We start from the raw sequence: 24,698 nt of genomic DNA on the forward strand, positions 1-24,698 counted from the left end.
CCACTAACCATCCTCCTTATGCAACAAAAAGGAGACACCAAAGAATGTCGCAATAATCACAGGAACCCAGGCAGCTACGAACGGCGGAACGAATCCCGCATTGCCGAACGCTTTGACCAGTACCGAAACGACATAAAGCATGAAGCCAGCAACAACGCCACCCAGAATCATCGCGCCGGACTGACCGAAACGCACAAATTTCAGGGACACCGTTGCAGCGATGAGCGTCATCGCCATCAGAAGCGCAGGCAAAGCCAGAAGTGACTGGTATTGCATGTCAAATGCGTTTGCCGAATAGCCGAATGAACGCGCGACTTCGATCTTGTGTCGTAGTTGAGTGAAGGGAATCGTATCGGGAGAAGCGAGCTTCTCTTCGACATATTCCGGACGAAGCTGTGTGGGGATAGAAAAGCTATCCAATTTCTTGGGCTCTTCGCCGCGCGCGAATCGTGTCGCGTCGGTGAGCTGCCAATGACCATCCATCAGCTGGGCGGTGCGTGCGTCGTAGCGCACGCTGATATTCTTCTGGCTATCGAACTGGATAAAAGTCGCGTCGGAAAGCGTTGCGCCCTGATCCAGAATGCTCTTTGCGCCAATGATGGTTTCGCCTTCATCTGTCTTCTGGCGAAGCCAGGGATCACGCAGCGCGGAAACATCGGTAGTCGTGCCGTTTTTCCATGTCGCCGCGATTTCTTCAGCCTTGGAGAACCCATAAGCGGCGAGCGGATTGAGCACGAAAATCGTCGCAACGCCGAACAGAAACGCGCCGAAACAGGCAGGCAGCAAAAACTGCCAGGCCGAGACACCGACCGAACGCGCGACGACCAGCTCATATTTACGGTTCAGCGAAATAAGCGTCGCCATTGCCGAGAACAGCGCCACGAATGGAATCATCTGCTGCATGATGAAAGGCACGCGCATGGCGGAAAGTCCAAGCGCCGCCCACACCGTATAATCAGGCAGGTTCGCAAGCTTGCTTGCGTTCTCGGTGAAGTCGAGAAGCATTGAAAGCGCGAAAATGCCGAGCAGAAAATAGAAGGTGATCTGCACGTAGCGCGTGAAGAAGTAACGACCGAGCGTCCAACCGATCATGCCTGACCTCCCGCATTGCCGCGGAAGCGGCCCATCACGCGATCATAGAGATCGGAGACAATCTGCTTGAGGCGATCGAAGTTGTCGAGAATCCGGTCGTTCCACTTGCTGGGCAGCCCGATACTGCGTCCGGTGGCTAGCGCAAACCCGGTCACGAGCATAACGGCAATCGGCACGAGATACATGACGAGAATATAGGATGCATCCTTGTCGGCGCGATCCGAGGCGAAATAGCCGGCCCAATAGATGAGAAGGGCGGTGCTGATTGCCGAGAACGATGCCGAGATGCGCGCTTCACGATGCGAGCGGGAATCGCCCGCGAAAGCCAGTGCGATCATGGCGAACACCACCGGATAGAGCCACTGTGTCATGCGGCGATGCAGCTCAGCCTTATAGCGAAGCGGGCGCGTTTGCAGAACGGGGTCGTTCGGGTCCGGATTGAGCAGATAGGACAACGGACGATCCTTGGCATATATCACGTAATCGTCGCCTGCCGAGGCAAACTGGCTGAGGTCGAAGGCATAGGAATCGAACTTGATGATCGAAACAGTGCCATCCGACACACTACGGCGCTGCACTTCGCCATTCTGCATCAGAAGCATATTGGCGCCGGTATCCGTCGTGGCGATGCCGCCATCGGCTGCGTAGTAGATGAGATCGAGCGACGGATCGCGGGAATCGGCGATGAAAAGACCACCGATGCTGCCATCGGCACGGCGTTCAGCCACTTGAATATACAGATTATCGGCAAGCTTGCGGAAGCTGCCTTCCTGCACGATCAGATTGACGAGGTCTGCGCTGGCATTGGCGATCATGGCGCGCATGTTCATGCGTGCATAAGGATCGACATAATTGGCGACCAGAAACGAAACGATGGAAATCACGGCGGCCAGCATCAGGATCGGGCGCATCACCGCACTGCGGGGAGCGCCGGATGCATTGATGACGACAAGCTCCGAATCCTGGTTCATCGTCGAAAGTGTCTGCGTGATGGCGATGATCAGCGCAAAGGGCATCACCAGCGGAATGGCAGACGGGATCAAAAGTGAACTGAACTGAATGATCGTCTGAAAAGTCTGGCCGCTGGTTGTCAGAAAGTCGATGCGCTGAAGCACCTGCACCGTCCACGTAATGCCCACCGCCGCGCCCAGCACAGCGAGGAACATGATCGCCACGCGGCGCAGGATGTACAACTCTATCAATCGCATAGGTGGAGTCTACATCCCGGTTCCGTTGAAGGAGTCCATCCGCAAATAAGGAACGGGACTCCCAATAATGAACTTAATCTAATGCCGCTTGGCTAAGATTGCCCGAATAAACGCAGTTAACAGATTACTAAAAGCGAAGCGCTGGCGCTAGCTCCTGTCTGTTAAATGGATTGAACTGCCTGAGGCAACATGTTTCTGCGCAACTCCGAATGAATTGACCGAGGATGTGACAAGGATATCGATTGCATTTGAAGACGGTTCGCCCAAGTTAACGCAAAACTGATAAGGAAGGGCTTGCACCCTTGCTGTTTCGCCATATTCGTCTCACATGAGTGGGGAAAAGTCGCGACACAATCGTGTCATTTATCAATGGGCCATCGGTTTGGAGTTATCATGTCTAAACGTCCTTCGATTTCTTTCGGCGAGTTTGAAGCACCGGAAAAAGGCGTAGCCATCGTTCTGGTTGCCAAGGGTGGGGGCTTCGCTGAAGAAGCGGCAAGGGCCGTTGGCGGTGCAGAAAAGATTGCGCGTATTCTGGAAATTTCCGATTTCACTGGCGCGCTGGGCAAAACGGCTGAGGCGATCGAAACGACGGCTGGTGGCATCGACAAGATTGTTCTGGTCGGCGTTGGCGAGCCGGGCAAGCTTGGCAATGACGACTGGCTGAAGATCGGCGGCGCGGCATTTTCGCGAATCGGAAAGTCCGAACGTGCGACGGTCACGCTGGCCCTGCCGGAGACGACGATTGCCGGTGATGAAGCAGCCGACGTTGCGCTGGGCATGATCCTGCGCTCCTACAAGTTCGACCGTTACAAGACGCGCAAGAACGAGGAAAACGCAGAACCGAAGCACGCTGCGAAGATCACCATCAATGTTGCCGACACGCACAGCGCGAAGAAGGCCTTCGAAGTAGCGGAAGCCATCTCGGACGGCGTCATTCAGGCACGCAATCTGGTCAACGAACCGGCCAATGTGCTCGGACCTGTGGAATTTGCCGAAGAAGCCGAAAAGCTTGAGAAGCTCGGTGTTAAAATCGAAATCCTCGGCGAAAAGGAAATGAAAAAGCTCGGCATGGGCGCTCTTCTCGGCGTTGCGCAAGGGTCGGTGCGTCCGCCACGTCTCGTCATCATGGAATGGCAGGGCGCGAAGGGCAAGGAAAAGCCGGTCGCCTTTGTCGGCAAGGGCGTCGTGTTCGACACGGGCGGCATTTCCATCAAGCCGGCTGGTGGCATGGAAGACATGAAGGGCGACATGGGCGGCGCTGCTGCCGTAACGGGCCTGATGCGCGCGCTCGCCGGACGCAAGGCCAAGGTCAACGCCATTGGCGTGATCGGCCTTGTGGAAAACATGCCCGATGGCAATGCGCAGCGCCCGGGCGACATCGTCACGACCATGTCTGGCCAGACCATCGAGGTTATCAACACCGACGCGGAAGGCCGTCTGGTGCTGGCCGATGCGCTGCACTACACCAATGATCGCTTCAAGCCGCGCTTCATCATCAATCTGGCCACGCTGACCGGCGCGGTCATGGTGGCGCTCGGCCAGTATCATGCTGGCCTGTTCTCGAATGACGACGAGCTGGCCGACCAGCTTTACGATGCCGGTCAGGCAACGGGCGAGAAGCTGTGGCGTCTGCCGCTCGGCGCCGAATACGACAAGATGATCGATTCGAAGTTTGCCGATATGAAGAACAGCGCCGGTCGTTACGGCGGCTCGATCACCGCCGCGCAGTTCCTGAAGCGCTTTGTTGGCGAAACGCCTTGGGCGCATCTCGACGTGGCAGGCACGGCAATGGGGTCCCTGGCAAACGAATATAGCCAGACCTGGGCGTCCGGCTATGGCGTACGTTTGCTCGACCGCCTTGTCCGCGATCATTTCGAGAGCTAAACTCTTTTGGAAACAAGAAGATGGGGCGGAAATGTGAATCATTTTCTCCGCCCCGCTTCGCAAACAGTTCTGGAACGTGCATGGCGGAAATCCTGTTCTACCATCTGACGGAATCGACACTCGACGAAGCCCTGCCGGGCCTCGTCGAGCGGTCGCTTGGGCGCGGCTGGCGTGTGACGGTGCAGACCGTCAGCGAAGAGAGACGCGATGCGCTCGATAACCTCTTGTGGACCTTTTCCGACACGTCCTTCGTTGCCCATGGCACCGATGTGGAACCCAACCCGGAGCAGCAGCCCGTTCTGCTGACGACGACCGAAAACAATGCCAATGGCGCAACCGTCCGCTTTCTGGTGGAAGGCGCTGGGCTGGAGCAGGTCGGCAGTTATGAACGGCTCGTGGTCATGTTCGACGGTCACGATCAGGACCAGCTCGATATTGCGCGTGGACAATGGAAAGCCTTCAAGGCGGAGCATCACGATTTGACTTACTGGCAGCAGACGCCTGATCGCCGTTGGGAGCGGAAAGCCTGATGCGTCCGGTTTTTGTTGCGATGATCGTGGCGGGCGTCGGGCTCGGTTTGGGCTACCCCTGGTATATGCGCCATTTCACCGGCAGCGAGATCGGCCGCTGGACGATGCTGGATAACCGCCAGAGCACCTTCAAGGTACAGGAAGTGCGCCTTGAAGCGGGCGATGCACCGGTGCGCGTCTTCATCGATGCCACGCCGTTGCCCGGCTATGTCCCGGCAGAACGTCGCTCCGCGCTGACGCTTGCTGTCAGCCGCGATGGCCAGCCGGTTTTGTCGCAGGGGCTTGATTTCGTATCCAACAGCAGCTCGATCAATACGGACCGCCCGCAGGATGGAACGCCGCTGCGCCAGAGTGCGGGCGATATCGATCCCGTCATTCCGGGCCAATATGCGTTTCGTCTTGTTCAGGGCAATACGGACGGCCTGCAAATATCGAAGGCCGATCTGGTTCTGCGCCGTGGGGCGGAGACGCCGGACGAAACCTTTACGACTATCGGTCTGGTTTTGGGCGTGCTGGGTGTTTACGGCCTGATGCGCACCCGACTGCGCCGGCAGAGCTGAGCCATGCAACTCGTTCGCACCGTTTCAGACCGCTTGCTTCTGCTTCTTTTGTCGGCGGTGCTGGCGTTCATCGCCTTGTTTCCGCTTGAGCGGCTAGGCGTATTCGGTTCGTCTTTTGAAGGATCGAGCGGTTACGCCGCGATTTATTTCGGATTTCCGATCCTCACCGTCATTTTCGCGGTTCTGGCAGTCCGGTTCGCGCCAAGGCCATTGCCGCTTTGGGTGCGCATTATCGGATGGATGCTGTTGGCGCTTGTGTTCGCTCTTGGATTTATTGCATGAGCAATGGCGGATTAATCCGCCATCGCCTCTTCATATTCCGATGAAAGCTCCAGCCATTCTTCTTCCGCACTCGCTAGTGCGGATTTTGCATCACTCATATCTTTGTTGATGCGAATGGCATTCTGAGGCTCTTTCTCATAAAGCGCCGGATCTTCCAGCTGAGCAGCGAAAGCTTGAATCTGTTTCTGCAGTTTCTGCATCAAGCTCTCGGTTTCCTTGATCTTTTTCTGCAAGGGCGCCATGGCTTCGCGCCTCTGCGCGGCAAGCTTGCGCTGCTCGGCCTTGTTGACCTTCGGACCTTCATCGCGTTCGGAAGGTGGTTCGCCCTTGGCGTCGGCCAGAACGATCTGGCGATACTCGTCGAGATCGCCCTCAAACGCTTTCACGCCGCCTTCGCGCACCAGCCAAAGCCGCTCCATCGTGGCTTCGATCAGATGGCGGTCGTGCGCGATCAGGATGACAGCACCGTTGAAGGCGTTGAGCGCGTGGACCAGTTCTTCACGACTATCGATATCCAGATGGTTGGTCGGTTCGTCGAGGATCAGAAGGTTCGGGCCGTGGAAGGTTGCAAGCCCCATCAGAAGACGCGCCTTTTCACCACCGGACAGATCCCTGGCGGGTGTCAGCATCTTTTCGGTCGAAAGCCCCATCCGCGCCACGCGAGAGCGAACCTTCGCTTCGGGTTCGGTCGGCATCAGTTTGCGCACATGCTCGATGGCGTTATCTTCCGGCACCAGATCGTCCATCTGATGCTGTGCGAAAAAGGCCACTTTCAGATTGGGCGAAATAGTCAGCGTGCCGTTCTCAGGCTTCAACCGTCCCGCAATCAGCTTGGCGAGTGTGGATTTACCATTGCCGTTCGAACCGAGCAGCGCGATGCGGTCATCATTGTCGATGCGCAGCGTCACGTTGCGCAGCACCGGCTTACCGGGCACATAGCCGACATCGGCGTGGTCCAGCGCGATAATGGGCGAGGCGGCCTTCTTTTCCGCATCGGGAAAGCTGAACGGCTGCACATGGCTCTCGACATAAAGGTCGATGGGCTTCAGCCTCTGCAATGCCTTGAGGCGGGACTGTGCCTGTTTGGCCTTGGTGGCCTTGGCGCGAAACCGCTCGACAAAGGATTCCATGTGTTTGCGGTGTGCTTCCTGCTTGGCATGCGCCTTCTGCTGCAATTCAAGCATTTCATGCCGTTGCCGCTCGAACTGGTCATAATTGCCGCGCCAGAAGCTGATTTTCTTCTGGTCGAGATGCATGATCGAGGTCGTGGCTGAATTCAAAAGATCCCGATCATGGCTGATGATGATGACCATGTGCGGATAGCGCTTCACATAGTCGACCAGCCATAGCACGCCTTCAAGGTCGAGATAGTTGGTCGGCTCATCGAGCAGCAGCAGGTCCGGTTCTGAAAACAGAACCGCAGCGAGCGCAACGCGCATGCGCCAGCCACCGGAGAAGGCCGACGCCGGACGCCGTTGCGCTTCGGCGTTGAAACCGAGACCGGACAGGATCGCGCCTGCGCGCGCTTCCGCCGAATGGGCGTTGATATCAGCAAGCCGCGTGTGGATTTCCGCGATGCGATGCGGATCGGTCGCCGTCTCGGCTTCGTCGAGAAGCGCCGCGCGCTCCTTGTCCGCCTTCATGACGATTTCGATCAGCGGTTCTTCCGTGCCGGGGGCTTCCTGTGCCACTTGACCGATGCGGGTGTTTTTCGGCACCGATACGCTGCCCGTTTCAGGCGCGAGATCGCCGGTGATGACCCGGAACAGGGTGGACTTTCCCGTGCCGTTGCGACCGACAAAGCCGGTCTTCGACCCGGCAGGCAGCGTCACGCTGGCATGATCGATCAGAAGGCGTCCGGCGATGCGGACGGAAATGTCATCGAGAATAAGCATGGACTGGCTTTTGCACGGCTCCGGGCATTTCTGCAAGTATCAACATCAATCAAGCGAAGCGGCGACCGCCTTCCGTGCGCTGGAATTGTGCGAGGTCGAGTGAGGGGGCGTCGGTGCCGAGCCGTGTCAGGGCCGCATGGATCTGGCCGCGATGGTGGGTCTGGTGATTGAACAGATGCGCCAGAGAAGGCGCGAGCCGCTGGCTCATCGTGCGCATGTCCGAGACGGTTGTATAGGTAAAGCGCCCCGCGAGCTTGTCGGCGTCCAATCCGTCGGTATAGCGACAGATGCGTTCATCTTCGGCGTGGCGCAGATCGCGCAGCGTGATGAAATTGTCGGTGATGATCGCATCGAGCTGCTTTGGATGATCGCCTTCGCCGGTAAACCGCTTCATCCAGATGCGGTCTGTGACCAGAAGATGGTTGAGCGTACGATGGACTGAGCCGAAGAACAGGCCGAGATCGAGCCGGTATTCCTCATCGCTCAGATCGGCTGCAGCGGTATAGAGCAGTTCATTGGCCCAGCGGTTATACCACGCAAACATTTGAAAATGCTGTTCCATGCGATTCCCCCGCTACCTGACAGCCTGAATCAGAATGGCATTATCTATGCCTTCAAATTTCTGCCGTCTCAAGCTGCTAGGCGGTACTGGATGTGTTCTAAATGGCGCGGCCTCTTGGCAATCAGGCCTATCGACGGTATAGAGCCTCACTTTTCTAAAATTTCCCAGCAAACAAGGTGTCATAATGGCAATCGAACGTACCTTCTCCATGATCAAGCCCGACGCGACCCGCCGCAACCTGACCGGCGCAATCACCGCCAAGCTTGAAGAAGCTGGTCTGCGTGTTGTCGCTTCGAAGCGCGTCTGGATGAGCCTGCGTGAAGCACAGGGCTTCTACGCTGTTCACAAGGACCGTCCTTTCTTCGGCGAACTGACCGAATTCATGTCTTCGGGCCCGACGATCGTTCAGGTTCTCGAAGGTGAAAACGCAATCGCCAAGAACCGCGAAGTCATGGGCGCAACCAACCCTGCTAACGCAGACGCTGGTACGATCCGCAAGGAATTCGCACTGTCGATCGGCGAAAACTCGGTTCACGGTTCCGACGCTCCGGAAACCGCTGCCGAAGAAATCGCTTACTGGTTCTCGGGCACCGAAATCGTCGGCTAATCCGATCCGCATAAATGAAAAAAGCCGGGCGCGAGCCCGGCTTTTTTGTATCTTCTCTTAAATTAAATCAGAGATTTTGCGCCAGTGTCGCGATCTCTTGGCCGTCCTGATCGAGAAGGACGAGTTTGCCCACGGTGTCGATCTTGTATGATCGCGTTTTCGTCAGCGTATCGAGGAACTTGCGTTCCTGGTTCATGAGCGCAGGCGGGCACTGCATGTAGGTCGAGCCGACTTCGGCAAAGGAAATCGTTTCGCCTGTCACCGTCGCCTTGCTGAAATAACGATTGCAGCCGCCCGAACCGCTGACAGAGCCGTCGGGGGTGACAGTCAGTGTGGTCTGGGCATTGTCGATGACGCCGCCGCCCTGAATGTCTTCCGCCAGCCAGTCCTTGCCTTCAATGCCGATTGATATGGTCTCGTCTGCGCTCTTGCGGACCATGACGACGCGCATTTCAATCGGAGCGCCGGGATTGGCCGGGTCGATGGTGTAATTCTGGTCGTTGACGAACCAGAGCGTATCGCCAGCCGTAATACGCGCCTGCAGGGCATAGGTATGGCCCGGCTGGATCTTGTCCGTGTCGAAATTGATTGCGAATGGGATCGGTGATCCTTGTGCGGAATCAATGCGGGTTTCGGCAATCGTCTGCGACGGCGCATCGGCAAGCGAAATATCTTCAAGCTGCACCGTCAGCTTGGCCTCCGGCGGCAGGGCGATGCGTTCGCGATACATGACCTTGCCACTGACAGTCTTTTCTGCGGCAATGCTGCTCGTTGGCATGGACGTGTTCAGGAACAAGGCTGCGCCACCCAGCGCGCCAAGGCCGACCACGAGTGCCGCCGCAATTGAAAGAGTGCTCTTCAGTAGTTTTCGCATTCTTAAAGTCCGAAACCTCGTTCCTGCACAACCGGGAATATTCTCCCATCGTTACAGTGTTGCAGTGTCCGTCGCTCCGTCCGCGATCCGCGTCCGACAGGAGCTTGATTCACTCCGCAGACAATAAGGAAATCTTCATGTGAAAATTGTGGCAGCACAAGTAAGTGCCACCCAAATTACCCTGTATTTTAGGGGTTTAAATAGTTAATTCGCACTTAAAGTGAAACGGAGTTTCCTGCAAATAGATCAAAGTGCGGATTGAGCGGTTCAAGTATCTTGCGACTTGACCCATCGCTTTCGACTTAATTCGTCGTCGTCCTTGGCTGCGACCCAGCCATCCGCAGTGCCGTCAGCAAGATGCTCGCGCTTCCAGAACGGAGCACCGGTCTTCATGAAATCCATCAGAAAAGAGGCTGCCTCGAAGGCGGTAAGGCGATGCGCCGAAGCGGTTGCGACGAATACAATATTGTCGCCGGGCTTGATAAGCCCGTAACGGTGGATGACGGATATGCCCAGAAGCGGCCAGCGTGCCATCGCCTGTTCGGCAATGCGCCTGATCTCGGCTTCCGCCATGCCCGGATAATGTTCGAGTTCAAGCGCGGAGAGGCGACCGTTTTCATCCCGGCAAAGCCCTGAAAAGGTGACAATGGCGCCAATATCCTTGCGGCCGTCGCGAAGTTTTTCCACTTCCGCCGTCGCGTCGAAATCCTCTTCGCGAACGCTGACGAACAGCGGGCAAATCGGTTGCCCGCTCATCTCAGCCACCCGTCATGGGCGGGAAAAGAGCAACCTCGTCCCCGTCCTGGATGAATTCATCGTGTTCGGCATGTTCCTGATTGATTGCCGCGCGGATAACGTCGCCATGCTCAAACGCGGCTTCATATTCTTCACCGCGGGTTTTCAGCTGGCTAATGAGTTCGCCGACCGTCACTTTCGGGGCAGGGAGGACGATGAGGTCTTCATCCTTGCCGATTTTCTCCCGCACCCAGGCGAAATAGACGACTTTGATGCTCACGAGCTTAATCCATCACGTGCTTGAGGCCTGCCTTGAAGTAATCCCAGCCCGTATAAAGCGTGAGGATTGCCGAAATCCAGAGCAGCACGATGCCCAGTTCTGTTACATAGGGCATGACTTTATCACCGGCAGGGCCGGCCAGCAAAAAGGCCAGCGCAACCATTTGCGCCGTGGTCTTCCACTTCGCGAGACGTGAAACGGGAACACTGACCTTCAGTTCTGCGAGATATTCACGCAGGCCCGAAACCAGAATTTCGCGGCACAGGATGATAATTGCCGCCCACAGGGTCCAGCCCGCAATCGTGCCATCGGCAGCCAGAAGCAGCAGAATGGCAGACACAAGAAGCTTGTCTGCGATCGGGTCAAGCATGCGACCGATCGTCGAGGTCTGCTTCCAGATGCGCGCAAGATAGCCGTCGAAGAAATCGGTGATGCTGGCGACGACAAACAGGCCAAGAGCGGTCCAGCGTGCAAAGTCGCTGGATTCAAGACGTCCCTCCACAAAGAAGCACAACACCACAAGCGGCACGGCGACAATCCGTCCGTAAGTAAGGATGTTGGGCAAGGAGAGGGTATGATTTTTCTGCATTGTTCCGCCGTAACCGTTATTGTGTGCACATCAACAGGGATGATCAATAAAATCAACACTTGTGCAGGTGTTCTGGTTGGACCTTATGACGCTGGCGCGCAAAAGCGCATCAAAATTGCGTCACCGGTCACGAAAATGATCGTGAATGGTGCGTGCCATTGCCTCCGATATGCCGTCGATCTGCATCAGATCTTCCACAGCTGCGCGCGAAACCGCTTTTGCCGTGCCGAAATGATGCAGCAAAGCGCGTTTGCGCGATGGACCGATTCCCGCAATTTCATCGAGCGGGTTCTTGATCATCTCTTTCTTGCGCCTTGCGCGGTGCGTGCCGATGGCAAAGCGGTGCGCTTCATCGCGCATGCGCTGGATGAAATAAAGAACAGGATCACGCGGAGGCAGGGTGAAAGGCTGCTTGCCCTCCACGAAAAACCGCTCGCGTCCCGCCTCACGGTCCACGCCCTTGGCAATGCCGATTGCATTGACGAGATTGGCGATACCCATTTCATTGAGAATCTGACGCACAGCCCCCACTTGCCCCTGTCCACCATCAATGAGAATCACATCGGGCCAGGCCGGGAAACTGTCAGTGACTTCAGGTGTTTCAACGCTTTCCGGATCGGGTGCTTCATCCGGTGCGCCATGTTCCTTGACCAGCCTTGAAAAGCGACGCTCGATCACTTCGCGCATCATGCCAAAATCGTCGCCCGGCGTAATATCGGTCGAGCGGATGTTGAACTTGCGATACTGATTTTTGACGAAGCCTTCCGGCCCGGCGACGATCATGCCGCCAACAGCATTCGTGCCCATGATGTGCGAGTTATCGTAAACCTCAATGCGGCGCGGGGTGCGCGCAAGGCCGAATGTCTCCGCCATGCCTTGCAACAGACGCGCCTGCGACGAGGTTTCGGCAAGCCGGCGCCCTAGTGCTTCGCGCGCATTGGTGAGTGCGTGATCGACGAGGTCTTTTTTCTCGCCACGCTGGGGCACATTGACCTGCACCTTATGACCGGCGCGGGTGGAAAGCGCCTCGGCGATAAGCGCCTGTTCTTCCACGACTTCAGACAAAAGCACAAGCCGGGGGCAGGGCTTGTCGTCGTAAAACTGCGACAGGAATGCGCCCAGAACTTCCGCCGGGCCAAGCGAACTGTCGGCCTTCGGATAATAAGCGCGGTTGCCCCAGTTCTGGCCAGTGCGGAAGAAGAAGACCTGAATACAGGTCATGCCGCCTTCCTGATGGATGGCGAAAACATCGGCTTCTTCGACCGTCTGCGGGTTGATGCCCTGATGCGACTGGACATGCGAAAGCGCTGCCAGACGGTCGCGATAAACTGCGGCATGTTCGAAATCGAGATCGGCAGAGGCGGCCTGCATGGCGGTAGCCAGATGGTCTTTCACCGACTGACTCTTGCCGGACAGGAATGCTTTGGCCTCAGAGACCAGCTCTCCGTAGTCCGCATCACTGATTTCGTGCGTGCAGGGGCCGGAGCAGCGCTTGATCTGATAGAGCAGGCAGGGGCGCGTGCGGCTTTCAAACACCGAATCGGTGCAGGTGCGCAGCAAAAAGGCGCGTTGCAGCGCATTGATCGTGCGTCCCACTGCGCCCGCCGAAGCGAAGGGGCCAAAATAGTCGCCCTTGCGCGAACGCGCACCACGATGTTTGAAAATGCCGGGCGCGCGATGGTCGCCGGTCAGAAGAATATAGGGAAACGACTTGTCGTCGCGCATCAGCACATTGAAGCGCGGGCGCAATCTTTTGATCAGATTTGCTTCTAGCAGCAGCGCTTCGGTTTCCGTGCGCGTCACGACGAATTCCATCATCGCCGTCTCGCGGATCATCCGCACGATACGGTTGGAATGAGCTATGCCGCGTGCATAATTGGAAACGCGCTTTTTGAGGTTCCGCGCCTTGCCGACATAAAGAACATCGCCATCGCTGTTGAACATGCGATAGACGCCGGGATTGTTCGGCAGGCGTTTGACGAAGGCGTTGATGATATCCTGACCGCCAAGCCCTGCCGTATCCGGCAGTCCGTCGGACGAATCCCACTGGATCTGGTCGGCCATGGAAGGCGCGGCGACAATTTCGGAACCCGTGTCGTCGCTATCGTCATCATCTTCGGCTTCCGCATCGCCAATGATAATACCGGCCACGTCCTGCTCGTCGTCGGACGGCAAGTTCGCACTGGTATCGTCATGGTTTTTGCGGTTGCCGCTCATTCAGTGATTCCTGCGATGTCGGGGGTTTCCCATGCCAGATGCTGCCCGCCATCGAGCGCAATCATCTGGCCGGTAATGGAACGATTCTCCCAGAAGTAACGCACTGTACGCCCAAATTCCGGCAATTCTGGCGCACGCTGTAAGGCGACCTTGCTGACCTGTCGTTCAAAATCGCCCGGGCGCTGCCGTTCGCTTGGCAGGGTCGGTCCCGGCGCAATGGCATTGACACGAATGCGCGGTGCTAGCGCCTGCGCGAGCGTGCGGGTCGCATTCCAAAGCGCTGTCTTGGACAGCGTATAAGAGAAGAAGTTCGGATTGAGCTTCCAGACCCGCTGGTCGATCACATTGACGATCAACCCATCGGTTGTTTCCGGCAAGGCTTTGGCCATGGCTTCCGAGAGAATGACCGGTGCTTTGAGATGAATCGCGAAATGCCTGTCCCACAACGCCATGTCGAGATCACCAACCCGGTCATCTTCAAACAAGGACGCATTGTTGACGAGCAGGCGGATGGGCCCAAGCTGTCGCTCGGCTTTCGCGATGAGACCACGCACATCCTGCTCGGATGTCAGATCGGCCTGAACGACACAGGCCATACCGCCGCGCGCAAGAATGGCGTCGGCCAGAGCCTGCCCTTCGTCAACCGAGCGATTGCAGTGGATCGCAACAGGAAAGCCATGGGCGGCGAGGTCTTCGACAATCGCCTTTCCGATGCGCCGTGCGCCGCCCGTCACAAGAACCGGACATTTTGCAAGCTGGCTGACTTCCTGATCGTTCAACACGGTAAACACTTTCTTATCGAGATTCTCTCGTGATTTTCATGCCATTTTGCTCGTCAAATTGCATCCATTAATAGCGCCAAGCGGGTCGGCTGCTGACAAAATAGTAGCAATTTCAGGTGCTTCTCGTGGCGAGGGGGTGAGTTGATTGCCCCGCAACAATCCGCACCTGCTCATATAGTCACAAAAGGTTGGCGTTGCGAGAATGCAACATCGCATTTTTGCCATTTTCTCGTCAGGTTTTCTTCACAGAAGCGGGCATTTCGTGCCGCAATTACCGACGATACCTCCTCCCCATCAGCACGGCATGGGCAGTTCACTCCCAAAACGCTGCCCGCCCGATAAGGGACCGTGTCAAACGTAATTTGTGTAAGGAGAATGCTATGCGCACTCTTAAGTCTCTCGTAATCGCCTCGGCTGCGCTGCTGCCGTTCTCTGCGACTGCCTTTGCTGCTGACGCCATTCAGGAACAGCCTCCTGTTCCGGCTCCGGTCGAAATGGCGCCTCAGAACACCTGGGCTGGCGGCTACACCGGTCTGTACCTCGGCTACGGCTGGAACAAGGCCAAGACCGACGCTGTTGGCACCGTAAAGCCTGACGACTGGAAGGCTGGCGCATATGCTGGCTGGAACTTCCAGCAGGACCAGTTCGTATACGGTGTTGAAGGTGACGCCGGTTACTCCTGGGCCAAGAAGTCCAAGGACGGTCTGGAAGTCAAGCAGGGCTTCGAAGGCTCGCTGCGTGCACGTCTCGGCTACGACCTGAACCCGATCATGCCATACATCACCGGTGGTGTTGCTGGTTCGCAGGTTAAGCTCAGCGCCGCTGGCGACGACGAAAGCAAGTTCCGCGTTGGTTGGACTGCTGGTGCCGGTATGGAAGCCAAGCTGACCGAAAACATCCTGGGCCGCGTTGAATATCGCTACACCCAGTTCGGTAACAAGGACTACGACATCGGCGGCGCTTCGGTCAGCAACAAGCTCGACACCCACGACATCCGCGTCGGCGTTGGCTACAAGTTCTAATTATCTGATAATTGAACACGGAAAACCGGGCAGGCAACTGCCCGGTTTTTTGTTGTCTAAAATGCTCTTTGCCGAAAGCTCGTCCAGTCAATGACCTTCCCGCTGTGCGGTATCAACCAGCCATTTACGGAAGGCGGCCATGGCGTCCGTTTCCTGACGCGACTGAAGTCGGGCCAGCCAGTAGCTTCCCATCGTTACCGTTTGCTGGAAGGGCTGAACGATTGTTTCGGCATGAAGCTGCCGGGTAAACATTGACGGCGGTGCAAGTGCTACGCCCGCGCCATGTATTGCGGCCTCCATCATCGCCAGAGATGAGTCGAACATGATGCTTTTGGGGAGCGGCATGTCGCCGGTGACGCCAGCAGCGGCAAACCATTGCGACCATTCATCAGCCCGGTAGGATCTGAGCAGCGTCTGCCGTGTCAGATCCGATGGCGTTTTCAGCTCGCTTGCTATGTCCGAAATGCACAAGGGCGAAAGCGGTGCTTCCAGAAGTCGGGTTGCATCGACGTCGTGCCAGGCACCGGACCCGAACCGAATCGCAAAATCCAGTCCTTCAGCTGCGATGTCGACGCGATTATTGTTGGTTGAAAGCCGCAAATCGATAAATGGATTCGTGGTCTGAAAATCGCGCAGGCGAGGGATCAGCCAGCCGACCGCCAGCGTTCCCACGACGCCGACTCGCAGAACCTCCCGGTAGTGCCCGCCCTCAAAACGTTCCAGCGTCCCGGCGATATTGTCAAAGGCCTCGCGCAAGGTGGGCAGCAGCGTTTCGCCTTCGTGCGTCAGCAACAATCCACGCGGCAGGCGTTCGAACAGGGTGACATTGAGGCGGCTTTCAAGGCTTTTCACCTGATGGCTGACTGCGGCCTGTGTCACGCACAATTCGATTGCCGCCTTGGTGAAGCTCAGGTGGCGAGCGGAAGCCTCGAAGGCGCGCAGTGCATTCAGCGGAAGATGAGGCCGTACCATTGCAATACCCAAATTTTTCTAATGCCAGAGCCAAGATAACGTCGTTTGTTTCGGACGTATAGCTCGCTTATATCAATAGTGCCGGATAGACGGGTTTTGATTTCAATTCACCTGCATCAGGGCTAACGCGCGTTATTTCATATGAGAAAACAATGATTTCCACCGCATGCCCCCAGAGCGGTGGAAAAATCGCTTCACAATGAGGATTGCGTATAAGTCATGAGAAAAACTACCGTTTCTGCTTTGAGCATGGCCGCTGCCGCCAGCCTGTTGCCCAGTGTATCTGCGCAGGCTGCGAGCGCACTGAGCGACAAGGAAATCAGGCATCTGGTCGATGAAACGATCAAGCCTGTCATGGCTGAGCACAAAATTCCCGGAATGGCTGTCGCCGTTACCGCTGGCGGTGAGACCTACTTTTTCGGCTATGGCGTCGCCTCGAAGGAAAACGGACAGAAGGTGACCGAAGACACGATCTTCGAGATCGGGTCCGTTTCCAAAACCTTCACTGCAACGCTGGGCGGAATGGGGCTTGCGGACGGCGCGTTCAAACTGGGCGACGTGGCGACGAAATACGCTCCAGAGCTTCAGGGCAGCAGCTTTGACAAGGCCTCGATGCTTGATCTTGGCACCTATACGGCGGGCGGTTTGCCTTTGCAGTTCCCGGACAGCGTCACCGATCACAAGACGATGATCGACTATTTCAAGAACTGGAAGCCGGATTATCCGGCGGGAACACAACGGCGTTATTCGAATCCGAGTATCGGTCTGTTCGGTTACCTTGCCGCCCAAAGCATGGGCGAGACCTTCGACAAGGTGATGGAAAACAAGCTTATTCCGGCATTCGGCCTCAAGCACACATTCATTCATGTGCCTGAAAGCCAGATGTCGAATTACGCTTATGGCTATTCGAAAGCCAACAAGCCGATCCGCGTGTCTCCCGGCGCCTTCGACGCACAGGCTTATGGAATCAAGACCACGGCACCGGATCTGATTCGCTTTGTGCAGTTGAATATGGATAGCGCATCGCTCGATCAGCCGATGCAAAACGCCGTGGCGGCCACCCATACCGGCTATTACAAGGTCGGAGACATGACACAGAGCCTCGGCTGGGAGCGGTACACCTATCCGCTGAGCCTGAAAACGCTGCTTGGCGGCAACACATCCGACATGGCGATGAAATCGCATAAAATCGAAAAGCTCGATCCGCCGATGCAGCCGTCAGACGACATGCTGCTCAATAAGACCGGATCGACCGGCGGCTTTGGTGCTTATGTGGCCTTTGTGCCGGCTAAGAAGATCGGCATTGTGATGCTTGCAAACCGCAACTATCCGAACGAGGAACGGATCAAGGCTGGTTACCGCATCCTGAAGGCCCTGGACGGCAATCACTAGAGCATTTCCAGCAAAAGTGCGTAGCGGTTTTGCGTAGGATAATGCGCAAAAACAAATAGCTAGAGCGGTTCTACGATTCCGTTCTAACCGGAGCCGCTCTAATCGCCAAATACGTAAACGCCCCGGATAGCGACGACCATCCGGGGCGTTCATGCTTTTCATGAAAAAGGCTTAGCCTTGCGGCAGTAGGGCCGCGAGTTCCGGATGCAGTTCCTGAAAACGCTTGACCCAGCGCTTGAGCTTCGGACGACCACGCTCCCATTTGCCATCGAAACGCAGAGCGAGATAGCCGAGCACAGCCGCAACGGCGATATGGCCCGCATTGAGCTTGCCCGCCAGACGCGGCGGGGCTTCGTTGAGCAGGTCGAGCGCACGTTCAGCCTTGCGCCATTGCAGGTCCAGCCATGGCTGATGGATTTTCTCTTCCGGGCGCAGACGGCGTTCGTAGACATGTGCGAGGAGAACGTCGGCCAGACCATCGGCAATGGCTTCGTAGCGTTCCGCATCGGTGCGCTTTTCCGCATTTCGTGGGAAAAGCTTGTTGCCGGATACGCGGTTCAGATATTGCGTGATGGCCCGGCTGTCGAAAACCGCCTTGCCATCGTCCGTGACGAGGGTTGGAATCTTGCCGAGCGGATTGGCGCTGATGAGGCTCTCCGGCTCGGCCGACGTGTTCACGACCACGCTTTCAAAAGGGACGCCTGCATAATGCGCGGCCATACGCACCTTTGCGCTGTAAGGCGAGGCGGGTGAATAGAGAATCTGCGTCATGTTTGATTCCTGAGAATGAAGATTATTGGGTTGCTGGCATCATGACCGAACGGCTGCGGCAGGAGTTGTTGTTGACCTCCTGGCAGGCGCGAAATTGGAGGTCTTTCGTCATGCAGATGCGCACTTCCTGAAGATAGTTGCGCTGGCACGTGACGGAAATGCCATTGGCCTTCATGCCCGGATTGGCAGCGATGAAGGCGTTTTCGATGAGCATCGGGTCAACCCGGCGGTTGCCGCTCACGCTGCGAAGGCTTGGCGGAATATTGACTTGATCATAGGCTTTGCGAAGCGTGCCGAAATAGTCGGTCTGCGACAGGCCGGAACAGCTTCCGTGCTTGCGCCATTCATGACCGATCAATCCGGCAGCAGGCATGATGTCGGAAAGGCTGGAAATGATCTGGCGCGGGACATAACCGCCGCGGCTCCGCTCATTGTCGAGCCGACAATTGGCCGGATAGCCCCATTCATTCTGCGGCCAGAGACCATGGGCAACGAAGCCGAAAGGCCGCTGCGTGTTGCACTGCTGTTTGTTGGCGCGACGGCCCTCCGACGCGCAATAGCTCGGCGACCACGAAAGCGACAGGACATAGAAGTCGAAATCGCCGGGTACATCGCCGCTGTCGCGGTCGTCAGCAAAAGCTACGCCTGAGAGCCCTGACAACAATGTCGCCATCAGGGCAACAGAACGCAAAGCGCTTGGGACAGCCGCCAGTATTCGCAGCATGGGACCTCCGGTCAGGTCAGCGGAGGACGCGGCAGCTTGGCGCGTCGTAGACATACCAGCGGTCAAAGCCTTCAACGCAGAATTCCACGTTGCGACCGACAGAGGCAAAACCCTGACCTTCTTCGATCAGATACCAGACCGAACGGTACTGGCCGTCGCTCAACACGGCGGTGGCCTTGCAATAGGTGCGTTCGATCTCAGCCGGGTTTGTCTTCGGCTCAAAGCGGGTCAGGCGTACATCGCTCATGGCGGAAATGCCAACCTGCGGCAGTTCGGGCACATGGCGCACCTGATAGCCGAAACGCGAAACCACCGAGCGTAGCACGCTCTGCTGGTTGCAGACGGTGTTGTCGACAACCGCTGGGGCGGACTGAAGATAATCGGCAGCACTGGCGGGCAGGGCTGCAAAGGTTAGCGGCAGGACGGAGGCGGCGAAGAGGGCGACCCGCGAAAAGCGTCCGAAGCGATCCAGTTTGCCCGAGGTAAGTTGCATGTCTCTATCCTGTCCCAAAATGCGAACGCGAAGCGCGCGCTTATGTCTGTGATAGCCGAAGCTTTGCTTCGCGCAGTTTCTTTCAGCAGGCCTCAACGGTCAAGTGCGATCCGTCTCACCGCGTATCCACCGAACGCTGAAATTGCTTCCCTTTTCCTCAGTCAGCAGTTTCGTAAGGGTGGGAAGCAGCGTTTGCATCTCACTTTCGAGTGTATAGGGGGGATTCACGACGATCATACCGGTGCCATCGAGGCGCGGTTCGGATGAGGGCGGGCGAATCGCCAGCTCGATCTGCATGATTTTCGGGATGCCGGTTTCATAAAGCCGTTTGGCGAAACGCTCGATTTCCTTGCGATCCTTCACCGGATACCACAGCGCATAAGTACCGCCGCCGAAGCGCTTGTGCGCCTTGGCGAGACCATCCACCATACGGTCAAATTCGCCTTCTATTTCGAAAGGCGGATCGACCAGCACGAGGCCGCGCTTTTCCTTCGGCGGCAGATGCGCGCCCAGCGCCAGCCAGCCGTCAAGTTCAATGACGCGCACCTGATAATCGCCGTCAAAACGCTTTGCCAGTTTGGCCGCATCCTGCGGATGCAGTTCCAGCGCCGACAGACGGTCCTGTTTGCGCAACAGATGCCGCGTCACATAGGGCGAACCGGGATAATGACGGAGTTTTCCGTCCGCGTTTACCCCGCGCACCGCATCAAGATAAGGCGTGAGCAGTTCGAGTGCCGCCGGTTCGATCTGGCCCTTGTCGACCGCATCGACAAGGCGGTGAATGCCGCCCGTCCACTCACCCGTCTTGCCCGCTTCGACGCCTTTCAGGTCGTAAAGCCCGATGCCCGCATGGGTATCGATGACGCGAAAGGCTTGATCCTTGCGCTTCAGATAATCGATGATACGGGCGAGGATGACGTGCTTGACGACATCCGCGAAATTTCCGGCGTGATAGGCGTGACGATAGTTCATGATCGCGCTTGTTTCACAGCTTGTGGTTTTCGGCAAGAGCGATGCGAATTTCCGATTCGCCTTGGCTGTCATAAATGTGACATACAACGGTCACCAACCGCATCTTCACCTGAGTCGAGCTTGCAATGTCCGGTGGCGTCCTTCTGATCGTCCTTTTTGGCGCGTTTCTTCACGCAAGTTGGAACGCTATCGTCAAAAGCAGCGGCGACAAGTTTTTTGCTGCCGCCAGCGTGACCGGCGCTGCCGGCTTCATCGCGCTTTTCATCGTGCCATTTCTGCCAATGCCGAACTCGGTCAGCTGGGTCTATATCCTGATGTCCACCGTTACCCAGACTTTCTATATGTCACTGGTGGCGGCGGCTTATAAATCCGGCGATATGAGCGAAGCCTATCCGATCATGCGCGGCACGCCGCCTTTACTCGTCGCGCTGGTCAGCGCGCCGCTGGTCGGCGAAGTCATGGGCTGGAGAAGCTGGCTCGGCATCGTGTTCATCTGCTCGGGCGTGCTGGCCATGGCGCTGGAAGCAAGGCGGCGCAATCGCGGCACCTCCAGCCGCACAGCCGTTCTGGCCCTGACCAATGCCGGCTTTATTGCGGGTTACACGATTATCGACGGTCTTGGCGTGCGGGCGTCCGGTGCACCGCTTTCCTATACATTGTGGCTGTTTGTCATCAATGCCGTGCCGCTTGCCGGTTGGGCACTCTATCGTGAGCCGGACCGGTTCATCAGCTATATGCGCAATCGCTGGCGTCCGGCGCTGATCGGCGGTGTGGGAACGCTCGGTTCCTACGGGCTGGCGCTCTGGGCAATGACCATGGCCCCAATTGCCGTGGTGGCCGCCTTGCGTGAAACCGCCATTCTTTTCGGCATGATCATTTCTGCGGTCGTGCTGAAGGAAAAGGTGGGGTTGCCGCGTTTTGCGGCAGCGGCACTCATTGTGCTGGGTGCCATCACACTTCGTCTCTCTTAGAGCCTGTTCCAAAAGTCGCCCTGTGTGGCTGCAAATGGCAATTTCCTTCATTCCGGTGCTCACGTACCCAAAAGTACGCTCCGCTCCGGTACTCGAAAATCACCATTTTCGCGCACGCATGCCGCTTTTTGATTCAGGCTCTTAACGCCTATGCGTCGAAAACATATTTCGCCGTGTGAGCGCTTGCGGTAATAAAGAAATATGAACGAGCAAGTTTCCATATCCAATATCAAGATCGGCCATTCGGCTTGCCCGCATGACTGCCCGTCCACCTGTGCGCTCGATATCGAGCTTCTGGACGAACGCACCATCGGTCGTGTGCGCGGCGCGAAGGACAACAGCTATACCGCTGGCGTCATCTGCGCCAAGGTCGCGCGCTATGCCGAACGCGTCCATCACCCAGACCGTCTTAAGCACCCGCTGGTGCGCTCCGGCGCTAAGGGTGCTGGCGAATGGAAGCAAGCTTCCTGGGAAGCAGCGCTTGATCTGATTGCCGAACGGTTTTTGAAAGCCGAAGCGGAATATGGCAGCGAAAGCGTCTGGCCCTATTATTATGCGGGTACGATGGGGCTTGTTCAGCGCGATTCCATCAATCGTCTTCGCTTTGCCAAGCGCTACTCCAACCAGTTCGACAGTTTCTGCACCAATATGGCCTGGACAGGCTATTTCGCAGGAACAGGAAGCCTGATCGGTCCGGACCCGCGCGAGATGAGCAAGGCCGATGTGGTGGTGATCTGGGGCACCAATGCCGCCGCCACGCAGGTCAATGTCATGACCCACGCCGTGCGTGCGCGTAAAGAGCGTGGTGCGAAGATCGTCGTCATCGACATTTATGCCAATGCGACGGTGCGACAGGCCGATATGGGCATCGTGCTCAAGCCGGGCACCGACGGCGCTTTCGCCTGTGCGGTGATGCATGTTCTGTTCCGCGACGGCCTTGCCGACTGGGATTATCTGGAGCGCTATACCGACGATCCGAAGGGGCTGGAAGCGCATCTCGGCTCTCGCACGCCGGAATGGGCGTCCGCAATCACAGGGCTGAGCGTTGAGGAAATCGAAGCCTTCGCGCATCTGGTCGGCAAGACCAAGCGGACCTATTTCCGTCTCGGCTATGGCTTCACCCGGCAGCGCAATGGCGCGGTGAACATGCATGCCGCCGCCTCGATTGCCTGCGTCACCGGTTCTTTCCTGCATGAAGGCGGCGGCGCGTTTCATTCGAACGCCAGCATCTTCAAATTCGACAAGCGCGAGATTGAAGGCCGGGCAATGCAAGATAAGACCATCCGCTTTCTCGACCAGTCGAAGATCGGGCGCATTCTCACGGGTGACCGTGAAGCGCTTTATGACGGCCCGCCCGTCATGGCGATGCTGATCCAGAACACCAATCCGATGAATGTGACGCCTGAACAGCGTCTTGTCCGCAAAGGTTTTGCGCGCGAAGACCTGTTCGTCACGGTGCATGAGCAGTTCATGACCGATACGGCCAAGATGGCCGATGTCGTGTTGCCTGCCACCACATTCCTCGAGCACGACGATATTTATCGCGGCGGCGGCCAGCAACATGTCGTGCTCGGACCCAAGCTGATCGAACCTTATGCCGAGGCACGGCCGAATGTTTTCGTCATCAATGAACTGGCCAACCGGCTGGGTGTTGGACATCTGCCGGGCTTTTCTGTCGATGAGCGCACGCTGATCGACAACATGAACGCCAATAGCGATCTGCCTCATTTCGACGAACTGAAAGAGCGGCGCTTCATCGACAAGCAGCCGCCTTTTGAGGAATCGCACTACATCAAGGGCTTCAAATGGCCAGATGGCAAATTTCGCTTCCGTCCCGACTGGACCGGTAGCCCAGCGCCGGACCGTCCGCCTGAAGTCATGGGTTTGCAAGGCGAGTTCGAGTCGATTCCGGAATTCCCGGATTATTGGGAAGTGATCGAAGTGGCTGATGCCGAGCATCCGTTCCGGCTTGCGACATCACCGGCGCATAATTTCCTGAACTCGACCTTTGCTGAGACCCCCACCTCGGTTGCCAAGGAAATCCGGCCTGAACTGCTGATCCATCCAGACGATGCGGCGGAACTGGGCATTGCCGATGGCGAGCGTATCGAAATCGGCAATCATCGCGGCGAAGTGGTGCTGCATGCCGTGCTGCGCGCTGGTCAAAAACGCGGCGTGGTGGTTTCGGAAGGCATTTTCCCGAATATGTCATTCGAGCGCGGCGAGGGGATCAACACACTGATCGGTGCTGAACCCGCAGCTCCTTACGGCGGTCTGGCCGTGCATGACACCAAGATCTGGGTCAGAAAATTGGGCTGAGGAGCAACGGTCAGAGTCGCCGCTCAATCTTTTCCCTCATCCTGAGGAGCCGTTGAAAACGGCGTCTCGAAGGGCGAGGGAAAACGCACAGCGCTTGCCCTCGTCCTTCGACAAGCTCAGGATGAGGGGGAAGCGTGATGACCAAGATCATGTTAAAGGTCACCAAATTACAATAAAAAGCCGCGCCGAATGTCTTCGGCGCGGCTTTTTTATGAGGTCGCAGTTTTGAGCCTGCTGAGATTCTGGTGCTGTAGAGCAGAAAATGGTGCGGTTTGAGAACCGGAGCGGAGTGTACTTTTGGGTACATGAGCACCGGAAGCGAAAAACCGTGCCGTTTGCAGGCCGTCAGCGCCTGAATATCACAGGCTTCAACCGGCGTAGTTCAGGCGCAGGCGGGAAACACCTACAGCTGCATTGAGGCCGCGCTGGCCCTGAACCGAAATCGGCTGCAGCGAAATCGTCTTCCACGAACCGCCGGTCAGGATGTTCGTGCCGAAGCCGATGCCGATGGCTGCATTGGCCGAAGCGCCGACATAACGACCCTTGAGTGCACCTTCCGGACGAACGGTCGGAGCCCAGACGGCCCAGGCAACAGTGCCGCCATTGATGAAGCCGACGTCAACGCCGAGCTTTGTGATGGTGCCGGTGTAACGTTCCATAGGGTTACCACGACGCGCAGGGCGGAATACACAATCAACATCCTGCTGGCTGCCGATGATCACACCGATGGCCGGGGAAATGTCGCAGGTGAGAGTGCCGACTTCCGAACGCGGCTGCGTGCGACCCGAAGCGGGAGGAGCTACGAAGTCTGCCGCGATGGCGGGAGCGGTGACAGCAATGCCGGAAATGACGGTCATTGCGGACAGGAAGGAAGTCGAAAAACGGAGAGACATGATCTTGTCCTCTTCTTGAACACATATTGAAAGAGACGGGTCTGAATGGGCTCGTCTCAATAACGGGGA

At 57.0% G+C, this 24,698-nt stretch carries 25 protein-coding genes; 9 read left to right on the top strand and 16 right to left on the bottom strand.

What is annotated here, in order from left to right; translation table 11 throughout:
- Positions 1 to 3: 3 nt before the first annotated feature.
- Both lptG and lptF read right to left on the bottom strand, forming a co-directional pair.
- Positions 4 to 1,092: an LPS export ABC transporter permease LptG gene (lptG, locus tag FHW03_RS07830; protein WP_182520140.1), complete on the bottom strand. Its 1,089-nt coding sequence runs from the start codon at positions 1,090 to 1,092 to the stop codon at positions 4 to 6.
- Positions 1,089 to 2,300, bottom strand: coding sequence for an LPS export ABC transporter permease LptF (gene lptF / locus FHW03_RS07835; RefSeq protein WP_182520141.1), 1,212 nt, complete (start codon positions 2,298 to 2,300; stop codon positions 1,089 to 1,091). The genes lptG and lptF overlap by 4 nt, the downstream gene beginning before the upstream one ends.
- A gap of 393 nt (positions 2,301 to 2,693) precedes the next feature.
- Between lptF and FHW03_RS07840 the strand changes: the two genes are divergently transcribed.
- From FHW03_RS07840 to FHW03_RS07855, 4 genes are all read left to right on the top strand, one after another.
- A complete protein-coding gene (locus tag FHW03_RS07840) occupies positions 2,694 to 4,187 on the top strand; it encodes a leucyl aminopeptidase (RefSeq protein ID WP_182520142.1) in 1,494 nt (497 codons plus the stop codon).
- Between the two features lie 80 nt (positions 4,188 to 4,267).
- Positions 4,268 to 4,717, top strand: a complete 450-nt coding sequence (locus FHW03_RS07845) for a DNA polymerase III subunit chi (protein WP_182520143.1) — start codon at positions 4,268 to 4,270, stop codon at positions 4,715 to 4,717.
- On the top strand, positions 4,717 to 5,277 hold the full coding sequence (gene bspB, locus FHW03_RS07850; protein ID WP_182520144.1) for a type IV secretion system effector BspB: 561 nt from the start codon (positions 4,717 to 4,719) through the stop codon (positions 5,275 to 5,277). Before FHW03_RS07845 ends, bspB begins: the two co-directional genes overlap by 1 nt.
- Before the next feature lie 3 nt (positions 5,278 to 5,280).
- Positions 5,281 to 5,559, top strand: a complete 279-nt coding sequence (locus tag FHW03_RS07855) for a hypothetical protein (RefSeq protein ID WP_182520145.1) — start codon at positions 5,281 to 5,283, stop codon at positions 5,557 to 5,559.
- 11 nt (positions 5,560 to 5,570) lie between these two features.
- Here the strand turns inward: FHW03_RS07855 and FHW03_RS07860 are convergent, their stop codons facing one another.
- Together FHW03_RS07860 and FHW03_RS07865 are read right to left on the bottom strand one after the other, a co-directional pair.
- Positions 5,571 to 7,454 (bottom strand): ABC-F family ATP-binding cassette domain-containing protein, encoded by a 1,884-nt coding sequence (locus tag FHW03_RS07860; RefSeq protein ID WP_182520146.1) that lies wholly within the window; start codon positions 7,452 to 7,454, stop codon positions 5,571 to 5,573.
- A 49-nt stretch (positions 7,455 to 7,503) separates the two neighbouring features.
- Positions 7,504 to 8,016, bottom strand: coding sequence for a DinB family protein (locus FHW03_RS07865; protein WP_182520147.1), 513 nt, complete (start codon positions 8,014 to 8,016; stop codon positions 7,504 to 7,506).
- A gap of 184 nt (positions 8,017 to 8,200) precedes the next feature.
- On the opposite strand from FHW03_RS07865, the gene ndk reads away from it, so the two are divergent.
- Positions 8,201 to 8,623, top strand: coding sequence for a nucleoside-diphosphate kinase (gene ndk / locus FHW03_RS07870; RefSeq protein WP_109368676.1), 423 nt, complete (start codon positions 8,201 to 8,203; stop codon positions 8,621 to 8,623).
- A 67-nt stretch (positions 8,624 to 8,690) separates the two neighbouring features.
- Here ndk and FHW03_RS07875 read toward each other — a convergent pair whose 3' ends face one another.
- The 6 genes from FHW03_RS07875 to FHW03_RS07900 all read right to left on the bottom strand — a co-directional run bounded on the left by FHW03_RS07875 (position 8,691) and on the right by FHW03_RS07900 (position 14,100).
- Positions 8,691 to 9,497, bottom strand: a complete 807-nt coding sequence (locus FHW03_RS07875) for a YbaY family lipoprotein (RefSeq protein ID WP_182520148.1) — start codon at positions 9,495 to 9,497, stop codon at positions 8,691 to 8,693.
- A 267-nt stretch (positions 9,498 to 9,764) separates the two neighbouring features.
- The gene (locus FHW03_RS07880) at positions 9,765 to 10,253 is read right to left on the bottom strand and encodes a molybdenum cofactor biosynthesis protein MoaE (protein WP_182520149.1); all 489 of its coding nucleotides are present in this window, start codon (positions 10,251 to 10,253) and stop codon (positions 9,765 to 9,767) included.
- Between the two features lies 1 nt (position 10,254).
- Positions 10,255 to 10,512: a molybdopterin converting factor subunit 1 gene (moaD, locus tag FHW03_RS07885; protein WP_182520150.1), complete on the bottom strand. Its 258-nt coding sequence runs from the start codon at positions 10,510 to 10,512 to the stop codon at positions 10,255 to 10,257.
- 4 nt (positions 10,513 to 10,516) lie between these two features.
- A complete protein-coding gene (pgsA, locus tag FHW03_RS07890) occupies positions 10,517 to 11,101 on the bottom strand; it encodes a CDP-diacylglycerol--glycerol-3-phosphate 3-phosphatidyltransferase (protein ID WP_182520151.1) in 585 nt (194 codons plus the stop codon).
- Positions 11,102 to 11,221: 120 nt separating this feature from the next.
- Complete coding sequence (gene uvrC, locus FHW03_RS07895; protein WP_182520152.1) at positions 11,222 to 13,318, bottom strand: excinuclease ABC subunit UvrC; 2,097 nt, start codon at positions 13,316 to 13,318, stop codon at positions 11,222 to 11,224.
- Positions 13,315 to 14,100, bottom strand: coding sequence for an SDR family oxidoreductase (locus FHW03_RS07900; protein WP_182520153.1), 786 nt, complete (start codon positions 14,098 to 14,100; stop codon positions 13,315 to 13,317). The genes uvrC and FHW03_RS07900 overlap by 4 nt, the downstream gene beginning before the upstream one ends.
- 380 nt (positions 14,101 to 14,480) lie before the next feature.
- Between FHW03_RS07900 and omp25 the strand changes: the two genes are divergently transcribed.
- Positions 14,481 to 15,122: an outer membrane protein Omp25 gene (gene omp25 / locus FHW03_RS07905; RefSeq protein ID WP_182520154.1), complete on the top strand. Its 642-nt coding sequence runs from the start codon at positions 14,481 to 14,483 to the stop codon at positions 15,120 to 15,122.
- Positions 15,123 to 15,209: 87 nt separating this feature from the next.
- On the opposite strand, the gene FHW03_RS07910 is transcribed toward omp25, so the two are convergent.
- Positions 15,210 to 16,094: a LysR family transcriptional regulator gene (locus tag FHW03_RS07910; RefSeq protein WP_182520155.1), complete on the bottom strand. Its 885-nt coding sequence runs from the start codon at positions 16,092 to 16,094 to the stop codon at positions 15,210 to 15,212.
- Between the two features lie 219 nt (positions 16,095 to 16,313).
- Here FHW03_RS07910 and ampC point away from each other — a divergent pair, with 219 nt between their 5' ends.
- On the top strand, positions 16,314 to 17,486 hold the full coding sequence (gene ampC / locus FHW03_RS07915; protein ID WP_182520156.1) for a class C beta-lactamase: 1,173 nt from the start codon (positions 16,314 to 16,316) through the stop codon (positions 17,484 to 17,486).
- Positions 17,487 to 17,657: 171 nt separating this feature from the next.
- Here the strand turns inward: ampC and FHW03_RS07920 are convergent, their stop codons facing one another.
- The 4 genes from FHW03_RS07920 to FHW03_RS07935 all read right to left on the bottom strand — a co-directional run bounded on the left by FHW03_RS07920 (position 17,658) and on the right by FHW03_RS07935 (position 20,446).
- Positions 17,658 to 18,257 (bottom strand): glutathione S-transferase, encoded by a 600-nt coding sequence (locus tag FHW03_RS07920; RefSeq protein WP_182520157.1) that lies wholly within the window; start codon positions 18,255 to 18,257, stop codon positions 17,658 to 17,660.
- A 22-nt stretch (positions 18,258 to 18,279) separates the two neighbouring features.
- Positions 18,280 to 18,981, bottom strand: a complete 702-nt coding sequence (locus FHW03_RS07925) for a ribonuclease T (RefSeq protein ID WP_182520158.1) — start codon at positions 18,979 to 18,981, stop codon at positions 18,280 to 18,282.
- Between the two features lie 16 nt (positions 18,982 to 18,997).
- The gene (locus FHW03_RS07930; protein ID WP_182520159.1) at positions 18,998 to 19,474 is read right to left on the bottom strand and encodes a phage portal protein; all 477 of its coding nucleotides are present in this window, start codon (positions 19,472 to 19,474) and stop codon (positions 18,998 to 19,000) included.
- 99 nt (positions 19,475 to 19,573) lie between these two features.
- Positions 19,574 to 20,446, bottom strand: a complete 873-nt coding sequence (locus FHW03_RS07935; protein WP_182520160.1) for a 23S rRNA (adenine(2030)-N(6))-methyltransferase RlmJ — start codon at positions 20,444 to 20,446, stop codon at positions 19,574 to 19,576.
- A gap of 125 nt (positions 20,447 to 20,571) precedes the next feature.
- On the opposite strand from FHW03_RS07935, the gene FHW03_RS07940 reads away from it, so the two are divergent.
- Entirely contained in the window at positions 20,572 to 21,417 is an 846-nt protein-coding gene (locus FHW03_RS07940) for a DMT family transporter (RefSeq protein WP_182520161.1), read from the top strand.
- A gap of 201 nt (positions 21,418 to 21,618) precedes the next feature.
- On the top strand, positions 21,619 to 23,736 hold the full coding sequence (locus FHW03_RS07945; protein WP_182520162.1) for a molybdopterin oxidoreductase family protein: 2,118 nt from the start codon (positions 21,619 to 21,621) through the stop codon (positions 23,734 to 23,736).
- 368 nt (positions 23,737 to 24,104) lie between these two features.
- Here FHW03_RS07945 and FHW03_RS07950 read toward each other — a convergent pair whose 3' ends face one another.
- Positions 24,105 to 24,629, bottom strand: coding sequence for a DUF992 domain-containing protein (locus FHW03_RS07950; RefSeq protein WP_182520163.1), 525 nt, complete (start codon positions 24,627 to 24,629; stop codon positions 24,105 to 24,107).
- Between the last annotated feature and the right edge of the window lie 69 nt (positions 24,630 to 24,698).

Source organism: Ochrobactrum sp. RH2CCR150 (assembly GCA_014138095.1).
Lineage (GTDB): Bacteria > Pseudomonadota > Alphaproteobacteria > Rhizobiales > Rhizobiaceae > Brucella > Brucella gambitense.

What these genes read in the sequence shown, in the direction of transcription:
- FHW03_RS07925 (WP_182520158.1), bottom strand. Translation starts at nt 18,981, where the DNA reads ATGCTGCGAATACTGGCGGCTGTCCCAAGCGCTTTGCGTTCTGTTGCC.
- FHW03_RS07855 (WP_182520145.1), top strand. Translation starts at nt 5,281, where the DNA reads ATGCAACTCGTTCGCACCGTTTCAGACCGCTTGCTTCTGCTTCTTTTG.
- ndk (WP_109368676.1), top strand. Translation starts at nt 8,201, where the DNA reads ATGGCAATCGAACGTACCTTCTCCATGATCAAGCCCGACGCGACCCGC.
- lptG (WP_182520140.1), bottom strand. Translation starts at nt 1,092, where the DNA reads ATGATCGGTTGGACGCTCGGTCGTTACTTCTTCACGCGCTACGTGCAG.
- FHW03_RS07920 (WP_182520157.1), bottom strand. Translation starts at nt 18,257, where the DNA reads ATGACGCAGATTCTCTATTCACCCGCCTCGCCTTACAGCGCAAAGGTG.
- FHW03_RS07840 (WP_182520142.1), top strand. Translation starts at nt 2,694, where the DNA reads ATGTCTAAACGTCCTTCGATTTCTTTCGGCGAGTTTGAAGCACCGGAA.
- FHW03_RS07880 (WP_182520149.1), bottom strand. Translation starts at nt 10,253, where the DNA reads ATGAGCGGGCAACCGATTTGCCCGCTGTTCGTCAGCGTTCGCGAAGAG.
- ampC (WP_182520156.1), top strand. Translation starts at nt 16,314, where the DNA reads ATGAGAAAAACTACCGTTTCTGCTTTGAGCATGGCCGCTGCCGCCAGC.
- bspB (WP_182520144.1), top strand. Translation starts at nt 4,717, where the DNA reads ATGCGTCCGGTTTTTGTTGCGATGATCGTGGCGGGCGTCGGGCTCGGT.
- uvrC (WP_182520152.1), bottom strand. Translation starts at nt 13,318, where the DNA reads ATGAGCGGCAACCGCAAAAACCATGACGATACCAGTGCGAACTTGCCG.
- FHW03_RS07875 (WP_182520148.1), bottom strand. Translation starts at nt 9,497, where the DNA reads ATGCGAAAACTACTGAAGAGCACTCTTTCAATTGCGGCGGCACTCGTG.
- FHW03_RS07945 (WP_182520162.1), top strand. Translation starts at nt 21,619, where the DNA reads ATGAACGAGCAAGTTTCCATATCCAATATCAAGATCGGCCATTCGGCT.
- omp25 (WP_182520154.1), top strand. Translation starts at nt 14,481, where the DNA reads ATGCGCACTCTTAAGTCTCTCGTAATCGCCTCGGCTGCGCTGCTGCCG.
- FHW03_RS07950 (WP_182520163.1), bottom strand. Translation starts at nt 24,629, where the DNA reads ATGTCTCTCCGTTTTTCGACTTCCTTCCTGTCCGCAATGACCGTCATT.
- FHW03_RS07845 (WP_182520143.1), top strand. Translation starts at nt 4,268, where the DNA reads ATGGCGGAAATCCTGTTCTACCATCTGACGGAATCGACACTCGACGAA.
- FHW03_RS07865 (WP_182520147.1), bottom strand. Translation starts at nt 8,016, where the DNA reads ATGGAACAGCATTTTCAAATGTTTGCGTGGTATAACCGCTGGGCCAAT.
- FHW03_RS07930 (WP_182520159.1), bottom strand. Translation starts at nt 19,474, where the DNA reads ATGCAACTTACCTCGGGCAAACTGGATCGCTTCGGACGCTTTTCGCGG.
- FHW03_RS07910 (WP_182520155.1), bottom strand. Translation starts at nt 16,094, where the DNA reads ATGGTACGGCCTCATCTTCCGCTGAATGCACTGCGCGCCTTCGAGGCT.
- lptF (WP_182520141.1), bottom strand. Translation starts at nt 2,300, where the DNA reads ATGCGATTGATAGAGTTGTACATCCTGCGCCGCGTGGCGATCATGTTC.
- FHW03_RS07940 (WP_182520161.1), top strand. Translation starts at nt 20,572, where the DNA reads ATGTCCGGTGGCGTCCTTCTGATCGTCCTTTTTGGCGCGTTTCTTCAC.
- FHW03_RS07860 (WP_182520146.1), bottom strand. Translation starts at nt 7,454, where the DNA reads ATGCTTATTCTCGATGACATTTCCGTCCGCATCGCCGGACGCCTTCTG.
- pgsA (WP_182520151.1), bottom strand. Translation starts at nt 11,101, where the DNA reads ATGCAGAAAAATCATACCCTCTCCTTGCCCAACATCCTTACTTACGGA.
- FHW03_RS07935 (WP_182520160.1), bottom strand. Translation starts at nt 20,446, where the DNA reads ATGAACTATCGTCACGCCTATCACGCCGGAAATTTCGCGGATGTCGTC.